At 67.2% G+C, this 15640-nt stretch carries 12 protein-coding genes and 1 tRNA gene; 3 read left to right on the top strand and 10 right to left on the bottom strand.

Translation table 11 applies throughout. From position 1 onward, the window contains the following. Positions 1-77: 77 nt before the first annotated feature. The gene (locus GON01_RS16310) at positions 78-950 is read right to left on the bottom strand and encodes a MurR/RpiR family transcriptional regulator (protein ID WP_157028436.1); all 873 of its coding nucleotides are present in this window, start codon (positions 948-950) and stop codon (positions 78-80) included. 142 nt (positions 951-1092) lie between these two features. Between GON01_RS16310 and iolG the strand changes: the two genes are divergently transcribed. Next, positions 1093-2079, top strand: coding sequence for an inositol 2-dehydrogenase (gene iolG, locus GON01_RS16305; protein ID WP_157028435.1), 987 nt, complete (start codon positions 1093-1095; stop codon positions 2077-2079). A gap of 53 nt (positions 2080-2132) precedes the next feature. Here iolG and GON01_RS16300 read toward each other — a convergent pair whose 3' ends face one another. The 4 genes from GON01_RS16300 to GON01_RS16285 all read right to left on the bottom strand — a co-directional run bounded on the left by GON01_RS16300 (position 2133) and on the right by GON01_RS16285 (position 7291). Next, positions 2133-4799 (bottom strand): TonB-dependent receptor, encoded by a 2667-nt coding sequence (locus GON01_RS16300; RefSeq protein ID WP_157028434.1) that lies wholly within the window; start codon positions 4797-4799, stop codon positions 2133-2135. Between the two features lie 187 nt (positions 4800-4986). Then, positions 4987-6309, bottom strand: coding sequence for a sensor histidine kinase (locus tag GON01_RS17375; RefSeq protein ID WP_181600298.1), 1323 nt, complete (start codon positions 6307-6309; stop codon positions 4987-4989). After that, the gene (locus tag GON01_RS16290) at positions 6306-6971 is read right to left on the bottom strand and encodes a response regulator transcription factor (protein WP_157028433.1); all 666 of its coding nucleotides are present in this window, start codon (positions 6969-6971) and stop codon (positions 6306-6308) included. Before GON01_RS16290 ends, GON01_RS17375 begins: the two co-directional genes overlap by 4 nt. Before the next feature lie 5 nt (positions 6972-6976). Continuing rightward, a complete protein-coding gene (locus GON01_RS16285) occupies positions 6977-7291 on the bottom strand; it encodes a PepSY domain-containing protein (RefSeq protein WP_181600297.1) in 315 nt (104 codons plus the stop codon). Positions 7292-7378: 87 nt separating this feature from the next. Between GON01_RS16285 and GON01_RS16280 the strand changes: the two genes are divergently transcribed. Next, entirely contained in the window at positions 7379-9409 is a 2031-nt protein-coding gene (locus tag GON01_RS16280; protein ID WP_157028431.1) for a TonB-dependent receptor plug domain-containing protein, read from the top strand. Positions 9410-9463: 54 nt separating this feature from the next. Beyond that, positions 9464-10696, top strand: a complete 1233-nt coding sequence (locus GON01_RS16275) for a histidine-type phosphatase (RefSeq protein ID WP_181600296.1) — start codon at positions 9464-9466, stop codon at positions 10694-10696. 229 nt (positions 10697-10925) lie between these two features. Here the strand turns inward: GON01_RS16275 and GON01_RS17370 are convergent, their stop codons facing one another. From GON01_RS17370 to GON01_RS16255, 5 genes are all read right to left on the bottom strand, one after another. Further along, the gene (locus GON01_RS17370; RefSeq protein WP_408640938.1) at positions 10926-11153 is read right to left on the bottom strand and encodes a DUF6538 domain-containing protein; all 228 of its coding nucleotides are present in this window, start codon (positions 11151-11153) and stop codon (positions 10926-10928) included. 122 nt (positions 11154-11275) lie between these two features. Beyond that, positions 11276-11351: transfer RNA gene (locus GON01_RS16270), tRNA-Glu, on the bottom strand. 47 nt (positions 11352-11398) lie between these two features. Beyond that, the gene (locus tag GON01_RS16265) at positions 11399-12946 is read right to left on the bottom strand and encodes a DHA2 family efflux MFS transporter permease subunit (protein WP_157028429.1); all 1548 of its coding nucleotides are present in this window, start codon (positions 12944-12946) and stop codon (positions 11399-11401) included. Further along, the gene (locus GON01_RS16260; protein ID WP_408640937.1) at positions 12946-14097 is read right to left on the bottom strand and encodes an HlyD family secretion protein; all 1152 of its coding nucleotides are present in this window, start codon (positions 14095-14097) and stop codon (positions 12946-12948) included. The genes GON01_RS16265 and GON01_RS16260 overlap by 1 nt, the downstream gene beginning before the upstream one ends. After that, the gene (locus tag GON01_RS16255; protein ID WP_181600295.1) at positions 14097-15527 is read right to left on the bottom strand and encodes an efflux transporter outer membrane subunit; all 1431 of its coding nucleotides are present in this window, start codon (positions 15525-15527) and stop codon (positions 14097-14099) included. Before GON01_RS16255 ends, GON01_RS16260 begins: the two co-directional genes overlap by 1 nt. Positions 15528-15640 lie beyond the last annotated feature (113 nt).

The raw sequence follows: 15640 nt of genomic DNA, 5'->3' as shown, positions 1-15640 counted from the left end.
CTGTAACATCTATTCCACTATATGATAGTTTGCAATATATGTTTCACAGGTGCGGCCGCTGGAAGGCGTTCCAACACTCAAGCAGTCTTGCCCGATCGCCGTTTGGAAGGCTTGCGATTGACCTCGAACGCGAAGTTGATCGCAAGGGCCTGGGCCAGCGCCATCGATGCCGCCAGCGAGCGGAATTTGCGCACTTCCGATTCACGCACCTGCAGCACGCACTGGGCCGGCTTGGCGACCGGGCTGACCAGACTGTCGCTGATCGCCAGGACTTTGGCGCCCCGCCCCTGCGCCGCTTCAACGACCGCGACCGTTTCCTCCGAATAGGGATGGAAGCTGATCGCGATCAGCACGTCGTCGGCGGTCATCGTCTGGACCTGCTGCATCGCAAGGCCGGCGACCCCGTCGATGAACGTCGTCCGCTTGCCGGCCTGGAGCAGCGAATAGGTGAGATAAGACGCAACCGGAAAGGACCGGCGGAACCCGACCACGTGCACGATCTCGGCCTTCAGAATGGCGTCGACCGCGGCCCGCATGTCCGCACCGCTGACGGTCTGCAGCAGGTTCTGGAGCGCGAGCGTGTTGCCTTCGACGAACTCGGCAAGCAGGTCGGCCGGCTCGGCATTGCCGGCATTGGTCGCCTCGCTCAGCTGGCGCACGCGTTCCGAATAGCCGAGCGCGGCATTGTTGCTGAGCAGCCCGTCGCGGAACAGGCGCTGCATCTGGCTGGCGCCTTCAAAGCCGAAGCTTTTCGCGAAGCGCACGATCGCGGACGGCTGCACCCCGCAACGCGACGCGATCACCGCCAGCGTCTCCAGCGCGATGTCGTTCGGCTCGTCGAGGATGTAGCGGCCGATCTGCTGGAGCCGCTTGCTGAGCGATTCGTAGCGCCGGACGATCTCCGCGCGCAATTGCTCGGCCGTTGCCGGAGCGCTCAAATCCTCGGACATCCGGCACTCCTCCCCATCGGCTGCGCGAAGGAATATCTGTTCAAAAAATGGAACGCAACTATCGCGCGAGGCAAATCGTCGCGCTACAAGGAACGTCAATTTCAGATGCATGATATTTGGAATGTGGCTTGAAGGGAGGAATATGCACGCCATTGCCTTGATCGGCGCCGGCCGGATCGGCCGCATCCACGCCGCCAACATCGCCGCCGACCCGCGGCTGAAGCTCGCCTATGTGGTTGACCCGGTGGCGGACGCCGCGGCTGCGCTGGCTCGCCAGTTCGGCGCAACCGTGGCGAGCCTGGACCAGGCGCTTGCCGACCCGTCGGTCCGAGGCGTCGTGGTGGCGAGCTCGACCGACACGCACCTCGATTTCAGCCTGGCCGCCGCGGAAGCGGGCAAGGCGGTTTTCTGCGAAAAGCCGCTTGACCAGGACCTGGCCCGCGCCCGGGCGGCGGCCGATCGGCTGGAAGCCTTGGGCGCGCCGCTGTTCCTGGCGTTCAACCGCCGCTTCGACCCGAATTTCGCGGCGCTGCAGGCGCGGCTGGCGGGGGGCGCCGTCGGCACGCTGGAGACACTGCACATTATCAGCCACGATCCGGCGCCACCGCCGGTCGACTACATCAAGGTCTCGGGCGGCATCTTCAAAGACATGGTGATCCACGATTTCGACATGGCGCGCTGGCTGCTCGGAGAGGAGCCGACCGAGGTGTTCGCCAGCACGTCCGTGCTGGTCGACCCGGCCATCGGCGCAGCCGGCGACGCGGATACGGCCAAGACGATCCTGCGCACAGGATCCGGCCGGCTTTGCGTCATCTCCAACAGTCGCCGCAGCGGCTATGGTTACGACCAGCGGATCGAGGCATTCGGATCGAAAGGAATGATCCGCGCGCAGAACCAGCTTGAGACCACTGTCGAGACCTGGGGCGAAGAGGGCGCTGCCGCCGACCGGTTCCAGAACTTCTTCCTCGACCGTTACGCGACCGCTTACGCCCGTGAAGCCGAGCATTTCGCCGATATCCTGGATGACAAGTGCGCGCCGCTGGTCGGCTATGCCGACGGCGTCCGCGCGCTGGCGCTCGCCGAAGCGGCGGCGGCCTCCGCCGCGGGCGACTGCCTGGTCAAGGTCTAAATGGAAAGGAGCCGGACCTTGCGGGCCGGCTCCTCCCTGCGGGGGCAATCGGCTCAGTAGGTGAAGGTCACGCCCACCCGCATCGAGCGGCCATATTTCTCCGCCTCGCGGAAGCGATTGGGCGTCGCGAAGTAATAATAATCCTTCGCGTCGGTGAGGTTGGTGCCTTCGACGAAGACCTCAAGATACTTGACGGGGCGATACCCGAGCCGCGCATCGACGGTCGTGATCTTGCCGAAATAGCCATCCGATAGCCCGCTTGGGTCCCCCACGTTCAAGCCGCCGTCTGTGTCGAGATAGGCCGAACGGTACGAAACGGCCACGCGGCCGGAAATCCCGTACTTCTCGTAATAGAGCTGGGCGCTTGCGATCCGCTTTGCCTGGCCGACCAGCGGCGTGTCGATGGTGCGGCCCGGAACCTTCAGATTGCCGTCCGTCAAGGTCAGGTTGGCGTTGACCCCGAACCCGTCGAGCGGAGACGGCAGGAACGTCAGCGGCTTCTGAAACGCGAACTCGATGCCTTTCAGCGTCGCCTTGTCGCCGTTGCCGAACGAGAAGATTCTCGCGTCGGTCAGCGGGATGCCGCCGAACACGCCGCTTTCCGTGCGTGTCGTCTCGAAGATTGGGTTCTTGATCCGCTTGTAGAACACGGCGACCGAAATCCCGCCTTCGCTCGGGAAATAATATTCCAGGCCCGCGTCCAGGTTCAGCGACTTTTGCGGCTTGAGGTTGGGATTGCCGAGCGTCACTTCGTTGGAGCCTTCGTCGACGCCGACCGTCGGCGCCAGGTCGACAAAGGGCGGTCGACCGATCGCGGTGGTGATCGCGGCGCGCGCCTGAAGATTGCGGCTGAACTCGTATTTGAGGTTCAGGCCCGGGAACCAGTCGGTATATTCGTAGTGCCCGAAGGAGTCGAAGGTGCTGTCGAGCGTGGTGACGCCCTCGGCAAAGATGATCGCGGCAGTGTCCCCCTCGGTCTTCTCGACGCGGACGCCGGGGATGATCGTCAGGTCGCCGGTCTTGATGTTCGCCATCACATAGCCGGCGGTGACTTTCTCCTTCACTCGGTAATCTTCCGACGTGGATTGCGAAATCTGGTCGGTCGGGTCGACGGTGAAGAAGGCCGGGTCGTTTGCGTTGGCGAAGACGAAGCCCTGCGCCGTGCCGAAGTTGATCAACGGCCCGAACGTGTATCGCCCGTCGAAGATCGTGGGCACGATCGACATCTGGTCATCCGCGACGGTGTGGCGACCGGCGGTTCCGGACACGGCCGACAGCGTTCGCCCGGTCTGGTCCTGGAAGCGGTTGCGCTTCAGATACTTGGCGCCGACCTTCAGGAAGCTGCCGACCCCGAGCGCATCGACGTCCAGCTTGTAGTCGACGCGCAGCTGGTTCAGTTCCTCGCCGGCGCGGCGGGATACCTGCTTGTAGCTGCGCAGCCGGTAATTGGCCGGGTTCAGCGCCGCCGCATTGGCGGTGAAGCTGTCGAGCAGGCCATTACCGAGCTGGAAGGTCGCACCGACGCCTGTCGATGCCGCCGCGCGATATTCGAGCTCGTCGCGGATCGGGTCCCGCTTGTTCGAATCGGCGTGCGTGCCTTCGATCGTCAGCTCGCCGTCGCCGAGCCGGAATTCCCCGCCCAGCGAATAGGTTTTGGTGCCGGTGATCTCCGCGCGACGGCGAAGCAGGCGGCGCGCCGTGGTCGAGGCGATCGTGCCGCCGTCCGCGGTCAGCGACGAATAATCGTCCCCATCGTCCGGGAAGAACAGCCGGAAGCGCTGGCGGAACTCGCGGTCGGCGAACTGCGAATAGAGGAAACGGGCATAGACCTTCACGTCGCTCGACGGGCGCCAGTCGAAGTTGGCGACCGCGCCCTTTCGGGTGCGGAAGGCGGGATCGTAGATGCGCTGGTCGAGCTCTTCGGGCAGGTCGATCCCGTTGACGATTTGCCGCGCGGTCGAGAGCACGTCTTCGGAATAGGACGGCCGGCGCGAGTAATTGCCCGCGATCACCAGACCGAACTGATCGTCCGGACCGAACACGCCGCCGATCGAGGCGTCGCCTTCCTTCGCGCGCCGGTCGGTGTCTTCATAGAAGCCGCCGACGACGCGCGCGCTGCCGAACAGGCGGTTCTTATCGAACGCGGACACGGTCTCGATGTCGACCTGACCGGCGATCGCATTCGCGTCGAGGTCGGGCGTCAGCGTCTTGATGACGGTCACCGAGCCGATCAGCCCGGAAGGAATATCGTCGAGCTTGACGTTGCGGCTCTCGGGCTCAGGCGCCGAGGCGGTCTGGTTGTTGATCGTGACGTTGGCGAGATCCGGCTCGATGCCGCGGATCAGCAGGTAGCGGCCTTCGCCCTTGTCGGTCGCGACCGAGACGCCGCTCAGCCGGCGCACGGCCTCGGCGACGTTCTGGTCGGGGAGCTTGCCGACGTCGTTCGCCGACACGACCTCGCTGGTGACATCGGAATCGCGCTTCTTCAGCAGCGACGCGCGGTCGGAGGCGCGCTGGCCGGTCACGACGATCGTGCTCGGGTCGGCTTCCCCGGCTTCGGCAGCCTGCGCCGCATCGGCCGGCGCAGCAGCGGCTGCGGCGTCGGCTGCGGCGGTCTGCGCCGCCGCCGGCATCGCCAGAGACATCGCCAGCGCCCCCACGCTTGCGCCCACCAGCCGCGCCGCCAAAGGATTGAGGCGACCCGTCCCAGCCCTGTTCATAAAAATCCTCCCCTCCATCCGGTTACAGGCTCGCCTGCCCCGAGTCTCTTAACGGGCGGAAGACTACGAACAAATATTCCATATTGCAACAGGAATAGAATTTACCTTGCAACGTAAAGCGGCACCCGTGTTTCATGTCGGCCGCGCTAGCGACCGAATGTGACAATCCGCGGACAGCTTCGCTGATCTAGCGTAGCCAGGAAAGGCGCACTTCCAGCCCGCCAAGTGGGCCGGGCCTGAGTTCCATCGTCCCCTGCGTCGCCTCGGCCAGTTCGCGCGCGATGGCGAGGCCCAATCCATAGCCGTCGCTGGACGAATCTAGTCGCGCGCCCCGCAGCACCGCGTCGCTCCGGTGCGCCGCGTCCAGACCCGGCCCATCGTCCGCGACGCTGATGACCAGCGCGTCCGGCCGCGCCTCCCCCCGCACAAGCACGCGCCGCCGGGCATGGCGCGCCGCATTTTCGAGCAAAGGTCCCAGCAATTCGGCAGCGTCGTCTCCGGCGAGCGGCAGGACCGCTCCGTCGTCGACCTCGGTCGTGAACGCGATCCGCTCACCGGCTTGGGTATGCTCGATCACGTCGACCAGCCGATCGACGAGCCGAGCGGCGGGTGTGGCCTGCCCTTCGCTTTGCAAGAGGCCGATGCGGGTGCGCGCCAGCTCGCCGTCCACGGCCGCGCGCACGGCGGCAATGGCGGCGTCCAATCCGTCGGCAGCCTCGTTCGCGCCGGCCCGTCGCGCCTTCGCGCTCTGCGCCGAAAGCGCCGCCAGCGGCGTCTTCAGGCCATGCGCAAGATCGGCGGCGCGCCGTCGCGCACGCGCCAGATCGGCTTCACGCGCATCCGCAAGGTCGTCGATCGCGCCGATCAACGGCCGCAACTCGCTGGGATAGGCGCCGTTCAGGCGCGCCGACGGATCGCGCCGGAGCCGACCCAGTTCCTCCCTCACGCTCGACAGGGGCTTTAGTCCCAAGGCGACCTGTATCCATGCGGCAACCGACAGGACGACCCACAGCAGCAGCACGAACAGGCCCATTTCGCGCCCGAACTCGCGGCGCGCCGGCGCCAGGCGGGCCAGATCATAGCCGAGCTGGATCACCAGCGGCTTCTGTCCGGGATCGAGCTGCACGCGGCGCTCCACCAGCAAAAGCTGCTGCCCGAACGGTCCCGCCGCCGTTCGCGAAGACCAGTTGTCGGCACGCGGATTGTCCGCAGGTGGAAGTCTGGAATCCCACAAGGAGCGGGACCGCGCCGAACCGACCTGCCAGTAAAGGCCGCTCGCCGGCACCGAAAAGCGCGGGTCGGCGGGTTCCTCCCCAACCACGGGCGCACCATTACTCGTGGCGAGGCCCGCAAGCAGCGGCACCGCCTGCGCACGAAGCTCCTCCGCCACACGGCGCTCGATGTGCCGGTCGAACAGCAAGGTCATGCCGAACCAAGCGAGCGCCAGCGCGACCGCGATCGCCGCCGCTCCGCCAAACAGCAGGCGAAGGCGAAGCGAGCCGCCCTTCACGCGGCCAGCGACGGCAATAGATAGCCGAAGCCGCGGCGGGTCTCGATCACCTCGCCGCCCAGCTTGCGCCGCAACCTCGCGACCAGCGCCTCGATCGCGTTCGCATCGCTGCTCTCGGCTGCCCCGTACAGATGCTCAGCAAGCTCGCCCGCGGAGACGGCGCGCCCCGGGTTGTGCGCGAGATAGTCGAGCAGCCTGAACTCCAGCGGCGACAGGCGCATCGGCGCTCCGTTCAGCGTCGCCGTCATCCGGTGCGTGTCGATCGTCACCGCGCCGACGCGCAGCGTCGACGAGGCGCGGCCTGCCGCCCGCCGCACCAGTGCGCGAACGCGGGCGATCAGCTCGCCCATTTCCCAAGGCTTAGAGAGATAGTCGTCCGCGCCTGCCTCGATGCCGGTCACCTTGTCGGTCCATTCCCCTCGGGCCGACAGGATCAGCACGGGGAAGGACCGGCCGGCATCGCGCCAGCGGCGGATGACCGACAATCCGTCGAGCCGCGGCAGGCCGAGATCAACGACGGCCACGTCATAATCCTCGACATCGCCATCGAACCAGGCCTGGGCGCCGTCGCCCGCATGATCGACCGCGAAACCGGCAGCGGTCAGCGCACGCACCAGCTCGGCGGCGACCGTCGGATCATCCTCCACCACCAGCGCGCGCATCGGCCTCAATCGTCCTCGATCGACAGGATCTTGCCCGTGCGGGCATCCAGCTCGACTTCGCGCACCCGCCCGTTATGCGCAAGAATCTTCACTTCATATTTGAAGCCGAACCTTTCGCGCTCCAGCTTCACCTTCAGCACGTCGCCCGGAACCTGGGCGGTGGCGATGCCGAGCACGCGGACGATGGGCAGGATTTCGCCACGTGCGAGCGCTTCGCTCGCGGCTTTCTGCTCGGCGATGTCGTCCTTGTCCTTGGCGAGAGCGAGCGGGGCGGTGCCGATCAGCAGGCCCGCGGCGAGGATGTAATGTAGCTTTGTCATGTCGGCAGGACTGGCACAGGCGCGCTGACAACAAGCTGACGATCGGCGTCGACGACCTGTCAGCCGGCATCCCGCATCCATCCCGTCATGATCCGCCCGGTCCAGCTCTCGATCCTCTGCACAGTCCTCCTCGGCGGCACGCTCGCCCATCCGGCGAAGGCCGCGGACGACACGCTCGTCTATCCGGCCGCCTTCTTCGCAGAAGCCCAGCCCGCGAACGCCTACGACATGATCCTGCGCCTGCCCGGCTTTCAGTTCGACGAAGGCGACGCCGATGTACGCGGCCTATCGGGCGCGGCCGGCAACGTGCTCGTCGATGGCCGCCGACCGGCCGCCAAGGCGGACCGGCTGGATGCGATCCTGAAGCGCATTCCGGCCGCCTCAGTGCTGCGCATCGAGCTGATTCGCGGCGGCGCGCAGGGTATTGACATGCAGGGCTATTCGGTGCTCGCCAATGTCATGCGCCGGTCCGAAGCGGCGGTGCGCGGCCAGGCTGAGGCGACGTTCGCCCGCTACGGCGACGGCCGCCTCTCTCGGGATCTGCGCGCCGATATCTCCCGCCGCAGCGGCGATCGGGTCAGTGAAGCGTCACTGTACCTCTATCAGACAATCGATGATGAAAAGGGCCGCGGCCCCCGCATCCGGACCAATGCCGACCGATCGATCCGCGAGCGCGCGATCTACGACGAGCATGACGGCTTTCGCGGCGCGCGGGCGACCTTGGGCCATGAGCGCAGATTTGTCGGGGGACGGCTCCAGCTCTCCGCTTCCGCCAGCCGAGAACGCGAACGCGCCGACACGGACCTGACCTTCCTAGCGCCCGATCCGGGCCTCGAACGGGTGCTGGAGCTCGAGACCAAGGACAATCTGGAGCTTGGGCTGAACTGGAACCGATCTATCGGGAAAAGCTGGTCGGTCGGGCTTACCGGGCTCCAGCGCCTGTCGCGCGACAATGCGAGCGAACAGTCGGACGACGGGGCCGAAACCGAAGCGGTGGCCGAGCGCGCCAAGGGCGGCGAAAGCATCGGCCGCGCGGTGCTGAGATGGAAACCCTCGGCCACGTTGTCGCTGGAGGGCGGCGGCGAAGCGGCGTACAATTATCTCGATAGCCACTCGGCGCTCGCGATCGACAGCGTCGCCGTGCCCTTGCCCGCCGCCAATGTCCGGGTCGCGGAACGACGTGTCGAAGGCTTCGCCACCGCGACCTGGCAGCCGTCGAGGCCGTTGACGATCGAAGCCGGCATTCGCGTCGAAGCGTCGCGGCTGACGCAGAGCGGCGACTCGTCGCTGGTCAAATCCTTCGTGTTCCCGAAGCCGCGGCTGGCGATCGCCTGGTCCTCCGGTCCGTACAGCCAGTGGCGCCTGCGGGTCGAACGCGAAGTCTCGCAGCTGGATTTCGGCGACTTCGTCAGCTCGACCTCGCTGACGTCCAGCACCATCACCGCCGGCAATGTCGATCTGGAGCCGGAGCGGACCTGGATTGCCTCCTTGGCCTGGGAGCGGCGCTTCCGGGGCGACGGCGCGCTGGTGTTGACCGCGCGGCACGAATGGAAGTCGCACACGCTCGACCGTGTCGGCGTGATCGGGCCGGACTTCGCCTTTGACGCGCCGGGCAATATCGGTAGCGGCGCCAAGTCCAAGATCGCGGCGGACCTCAATCTGCCGCTCGATCGGCTCGGCATCGCCGGCGGGTTGCTGAGGGCGGAACTGGGCTATCGCTGGACCTCGGTTGTCGATCCGACCACGGGCGAGCGGCGCCGTATCTCCGGCGAGCAGCCGATCGACGGCGAAATCCATTTCACGCAGGATCGCCCGGCCGCGGGATTTCGCTGGGGCATCGATTATCTGATCGCCACCGACGAGATCGAGTATCGTTTCAACGAGATCCGGCGCACGCGCATCGCCGGCCGCCTCTCCGTCTTCGCGGAATACAAGCTTGCGCCGCGCTGGACCGTCCGCGCCTTTGCCGAGAACCTGACCGGCCGCCATGTCGAGCGAAGCCGCGCGATCTATGCCGGCTCCCGGGCAGCCTTGCCGCTGCGCTATGTCGAAGTGCGCGACCTTGGCACGCGCCCCCTTGTCGGCATTCTAGTCCGGCGCAGCTTCGGCGCTCAATGAAATTGATTTTCTGGATATTTATATAATAGAATGTGGATTGCACAGGAGATTGCCGTGAAGACTGCATTCCTTCTCCGCGCCGCCGCGGCCGTTCTTTGCTTCGCGGCGACGCCCGTTATCGCCAGGCCGGCCAGCGCTCCTCAGCTCAAGGTCGAACGCGTGGTGATGCTGATGCGCCACGGCATCCGTCCACCAACCAAACCCAATGTAGTCCCCGCCGGCTACACGAACGAGAAATGGCCGAGCTGGCCGGTCGATTACGGCCTGCTGACGCCGCGCGGTGCCGCTGGCGTGAAGCTACTCGGGGAAGCCGACCGCTTTTATTATGCAACGCGCGGGCTGTTCGGACCGGGCTGCCCTGACGCCGGCTCGGTCGTGCTGAAGGCGAGCGGCAAGCAGCGGGCGATCCGCACCGCAGAAAGCTGGGGCGAAGGCTTCATGCCCGGTTGCCCGGCGGCCGTTTCCCATCCGCAGGACGGGGAAGCGGACCCGATCTTCCACGGCCTCGACGACCAGCCGGCCTGGTTCGACGGCGAGCAGGCGCGGCGCGAAGCGCTGGCGCTCGCGCCCAAGGGCGGGATCGCCGCCGAAGAGCACGCCTATCGCCGGGACCTGCTGCTGCTTGCCCATGTGCTGGACTGCGCCTTGCCCGCCTGCCAGGCCCTGGCTGCGCCCAACCGCCTCGTCGCCGTCCCGCACGGCCGTCCGGAGCTGGAAGGCCCGCTCGATATCGCATCAACGGCAAGCCAGACCTTGCTGCTCGAATATCTGGAAGGGATGCCGATGAAGGATGTCGGCTGGGGACGGGTCAGCCGCGCCCAGATCGAGCAGTTGCTCCGATTTCATCCGCTCAAGTTCAGATATTCGAACCGGCCGGACTATGTGGCGCGTGCCGCTGCAGCGCCCATCGCAAAGGAAATCGTGATGGCGCTGTCGGGAAACACGAAGCTGACGCTGCTCGCCGGCCACGATACCAACATTGCCGATCTGGGCGGATATCTGAAGCTGCACTGGAAAGTCCCGAGTTACCCCGCTGATGACGTACCGCCCGGCAGCGCACTCGGCTTCGAGCTCGTGCGCGACAGGAAGGGCGATCGCTATGTGCGCGCCTTCTATCGGGCGCAGACGATGGATCAGCTTCGCACACTCACGCCGCTGACGGGCAAAAGCGCTCCGTTCCGCCAGCATATTCCGATCGCCGAATGCGGGAATTCAGTCGCCGCAACCGCATGCACCTGGACGTCATTCCAGGTGCTCGTCGAGCAGCGGCAGCCAGCTGCGCCTTAAGGCTCGGCGAATCGGCCATTGCGAGCCTCTCGTCGCCGAACGCGTGCGAGCCGCTCGGAGGGACACATCGCCGGGCAGCAGCCGTGGATCCAGTCGTGCAATGTCCTCGGCCTGGTCCGCTGGCATCAGCGCGATCGGCGCCTGAAGTATCGCGGACGCAGCCTTCTCGCAGCACCAGATGCGGCGGAGAATCGGAAAACGGCCTTTGCTTCGCGCTCGACCGCGCGCTTCAGCAGCGCCCGAGCGCGATCCGGTCTGATGTCCGGCGGGTGCCCCTGGCCGCAAGCGCCTTCCTAGCATCGTCAAAGCGCGCTTCCAGCTCCGCGGTCGCGACGACGAACTTGCGCCGCGCCTCGTCCGGGTCCTTCGTCCCGAGCCCGACCTTCCACAGCGCCCGGCCGTCGAATTGCGGCCGAAGTGCTGCGGGAATCTGCCGCCGAATGTAATAGGCCCCCAGTCTGGGGATGCCGCCACGGCGTTGCCATCTGAACCAAGATCCCGCCTCGCTGTATCAGCTGGCTGTACCAGCCATAGGTGAACCCAGTGTAAAACCGGGATTTTCAGCAGCATGGGCGAGATTGGTGACCCCTACGGGACTCGAACCCGTGTTTTCGCCGTGAGAGGGCGACGTCCTGGACCGCTAGACGAAGGGGCCTTCGGCGGAGAGGTGCGCACCTATGGGCGGGGGTGCGCGGAGTCAAGCTAGTGGCCGCCGCCGATCCCGGCTGCACGGCCCTTGGGCGCGATCCAGACCAGGGCGGCCGCGACCAGGAACACGGCGCCCGCAATCAGGAAGATGTGGATCACCCCGATCGTCGCCGCCTGCGCCTCGACCATCCGGTCGATCGCGGCGCGCGCCTGTTCATGCCCCGCCCCTCGCCCTTCGATCCTGGCGATCGCGTCCGGGACACCGTTCAGCGCGCCGGCCAGCTGGCCGCGCGCATTGGCGTTCGCATTGTCCCACATCGTCGTTGCCAGCGCGGTGCCGAACGCGCCCGACAGCGTGCGGCAGAAGCTCATCATCCCGGCCGCCGCGACGACCTTGTCCGGCGGCACCGAGCCCAGTGCAAGCGCGGTCAGCCCGATGAAGAAGAACGGCATCCCGATTCCCTGCAGGATGTGCGGCAAGGCCAGTGTCCAATAATCGGACTCGGTCGACCAGCGCGCACGCATGAACGACATCAGGAACAGCCAGACGATTCCGGCGCTGACCGTGATCCTCAGGTCCACCTTGTCCGTCATCCTGGCCGCGATCGGCGACATGACCACCGCGAACAGGCCGAGCCAGGCGACGACATAGCCGGCATCGGTCGCGGTATAGCCGATCACCTGCTGCAGCCAGAGCGGAGTCAGCACCACCTGCGCGAAGAAGGCGCCGAAGGCGAGCGACACCGCCAGCACGCCGGCGACGAAACCACGGTAGCGGAACACGCTGATGTCGACGATCGGGTTCTTCTCCGTCGTTTCCCAGATCAGGAACGCGGCGAAGCCGATCGCGGCGATCAGCGCCAGCGCGACCACCCAGGTCGAATGGAACCAGTCATTGTCGCGGCCGGTGTCGAGCATGATCTGGAGCGCGCCCACGAACAGGATCAGCAGCACGAGGCCGATCACGTCGATGCGTGCGCGAAGGATCTTGGTCTCGAACGGCGTCACCAGTTGCGAGACGAGGAACACGCAGAGCGCGACCACCGGCAGGTTGATGAAGAAGATCCACGGCCAGGACCAATTGTCGCTGATGATGCCGCCCAGGATCGGGCCGAGGATCGGCGCCGCCGTCGTCGTCATCGCCCAGATGCCGAGCGCGGCCGATTGCCGCCCCTTGGGGAAGATGCGCATCAGCAAGGTCTGGGACAGCGGCATCAGCGGGCCGCCGCACAGCCCCTGCATCACCCGGAAGGCGACCAGCATGTAGAGCGTGCTGGCAATCCCGCAGAGAAACGAGAACAGGCCGAAGCCGATCAGCGAGATGAGGAACCAGCGCACGCTGCCGAAGCGTGCCGCCAGCCAGCCGGTCAAAGGCACGCTGATCGCGTCCGCGACCGCATAGCTGGTGATCGTCCACGTCCCCTGGCTCGGCGAGACGGCAAGGCCGCCGGCGATGTGCGGCACCGAGACGTTGGCGATCGTCGTGTCCAGCACGACGATGAAATTGGCGAGCGCGAGCGAAAAGGCGGCAAGCCCGAGCCGCCAGCCGTGAAGGCTCGGTCCTTCTGCGAATTTGTCGAGCGCGGCGGAGGTGGTCGCCATCAGGAGCCCCGCGTGTCCACCGTCGCTTCCATCGACAGGCCCACCCTGAGCGGGTGGGCCTTCAGTTCCTTCGGGTCGAGCGCGATCCGCACCGGCAGGCGCTGCACGACCTTGATCCAGTTGCCGGTCGCGTTCTGCGCCGGGATCAGCGCGAAGGCCGCACCGGTGCCGCCCGCAAAGCCGACGACGCGGCCATGGAACACGACGTCGCCGCCGTAGAAGTCGGACGTCAGCTCGACCGGCTGGCCCGGCCGCACCTTCGCCAGCTGGTCTTCCTTGAAGTTCGCGTCGACATAGGCGGCGGCGATCGGCACCAGGGTCATGACCGGGGCACCGGCCGCGACGCGCTGCCCGACCTGCACCTGCCGGTTGGTGACTATGCCGTCGATCGGTGCGCGGATCACCGTGCGTTCCAGATTGAGTTTCGCCTGTTGAAGCCGGGCGCGGGCGGCCAAGATTTCAGGCGCGGTGCCGATGCTGGTGCCCTCGACCAGCGCCTCGGACGCGTTCAGCTCCCCGGTCGCCGCGGCTTGCGTGGCCTCCGCGCTCTCGACGCCGGCGCGGGCAAGCGCACGCGCGGCCTGGGCCGACTGGAACGCAGTGCGCGCGGCGGTCAGCTCGTCGCCGGAGACGGCGCCGGACGAGATCAGCGCCTCGCGCCGGCGAAGCTCGATGCCCGCCCGATTGAGCGTCGCTTCGGCATCGCGCAGCCGGGCGCGCGCCTGCTCGATCTCCGAGCCCCGCGCCGCCGCCCGGCCCTGCGCCGCGCCGACATTGGCGCGCGCCTGCCGGTATTTCTGTTCGGCCTGGGCAAGCGCGCTCTGCGCCTGCGCGACTTCGATCCGCGCATCGGCGGGGTCGAGCACCACCAGGATGTCGCCCTTCTTCACCGCCTGGGTGTTGGCGACCCGGACCTCGGCGACGGGCGCCGAGATCAGCGGCGTCACCTGCGCGGTGTCGGCGCCGACATAGGCATTGTCGGTGGATACGCGACCGGCCTGGGTCAGCAGGAACCAGATGCCCCAGACAACGGCGCCCGCCAGCAGCACCAGCGCGAGGATACCGAACCAGCGCTTCCGCCGCGCGCGCAGCGCGGGCGCGGTGTCCTCGACATCGCCGACCGGCATGTCCTCGGGATTGATATCGGCCATCAGCGAAGTCCTGCAATTTGAGGCCCTTCGAATCCGCCACCGAGCGCGCGGATCAGGGCGATGTCGAGCGTGAATCGGCGCGCCTCCAGGTCGGTGACGGCGCGGCGGTTGGCGAGCACCGTGTCGTCCGCCTGCAACGCGGTCAGCTGGTTGGCGAGCCCGCCCTGATATCGAATGCGGGCGATCCTTGCGGCTTCCTCCGCCGCTGCCAGCGCCTGGCGCTGCTCGGCCAGGCGCGTGTCGAGCGCGCGCAGGCTGGCCACTGCATCGGCGACTTCGTGCAGCGCCGTCACCAGCGTGCCGTTGTAGCGCGCGACCGCTTCGTCGTAGCGGGCGCGCGCGCCGCGGTAATTGCCTTCCAGCCGGCCGCCTTCGAACAGCGGCAGGCTGAGCGCCGGGCCGGCATAGCCGTAAAGCGAGCCGCTGTCGAACAGCCTGTCGAGCCCGAAGGATTGCAGGCCGACGATCGCCGCCAGGTTGACGTTGGGGTAGAATTCGGCGCGCGCAACCTTGATCCGGCTCGCCGCGGCCTCGGTGCGCAGCCGCGCGGCGACGATGTCGGGCCGCCGGCCGATCAGCTCGAGCGCAACCCGGTCGGGTAGCGCCGCGCCGGCCGCGGTCAGCTGCGGCCGCTCGATCGCGAGGCCGCGGTCCGGGCCGGCGCCGGCCAGCGCCGCCAGCCGGTTGCGCGTGAGCGCGATTGCTTCGTCGAGCGCGGCGACCTCGGCACGGGCAGCCGGAACGCGGGATTCCGCCTGGCGCTGCTCGCCGCGCGTGTCGAGGCCGTTCAGCACGCGCTTCGCGGTCAGCTCGGCGGTCGCCTGGCGAACGCGCACCGCCTCCGCCGCGACATCGCGTTCTGCGAACAGCTGCGCCAGCTCGGCATAGGCGGCGGCGATGCCGGTCGAGAGCATCAGCCTGGCCTGGGCGGCATCGACGGCAGCGGCCTGCGCGTCCGACGTGGCCGCGGCGAGGGCGGCGCGGTTCCTGCCCCACAGGTCAAAGTCGAACGCGAAGCTGCCGGTGATCCGGCCCGTGTCGATGATCCCCTTGGGCACGAACTGGCGCGGGATGCCGAGATTGTAGCTCTGCTTCACGCCGCCTGCCGTCGCGTCGAGCTGGGCCTGCGGTTGGAGCGCGGCACCGGCCTGCTGCGCTAACGCCTCTGCCGCGCGCACGCGTGCCGCGGCGGCGGCCACGTCCGGCGAGCCGGCCAACGCCTCGTCGATCAATCGGGAAAGCTGCGGATCGCCGAAGCCGCGCCACCAGTCGGCCACCGGCCAGGGCCCTTGCGCGCCGGCAAGGCTCCGCTCCGCCCCAAGCGCTTCGGGCGATGCCAGGCTGGGCTTCGGCGCGAGCGTCGGGACCGAGGCGCAGCCGGCCAGAGCGATCGCGGCGCCTGCGGCAATTACGGGTTTGATCCTGGCCATGCGATCCATCATACTGGGCAGTACGGTTGCGCCCCCTGCTCCCGCCGCGAAAGACTGTCAATCGAAATGATACCGCCTGGTACAGACGACGAAAGACCCATCGGCCGCGACGC

Origin of the sequence: Sphingomonas horti (assembly GCF_009753715.1) — a bacterium.
Taxonomy (GTDB): domain Bacteria; phylum Pseudomonadota; class Alphaproteobacteria; order Sphingomonadales; family Sphingomonadaceae; genus Sphingomonas_B; species Sphingomonas_B horti.
The sequence above is the reverse complement of the archived record's forward strand: the minus strand, read 5'-3'. Positions and strand labels throughout refer to the sequence as shown.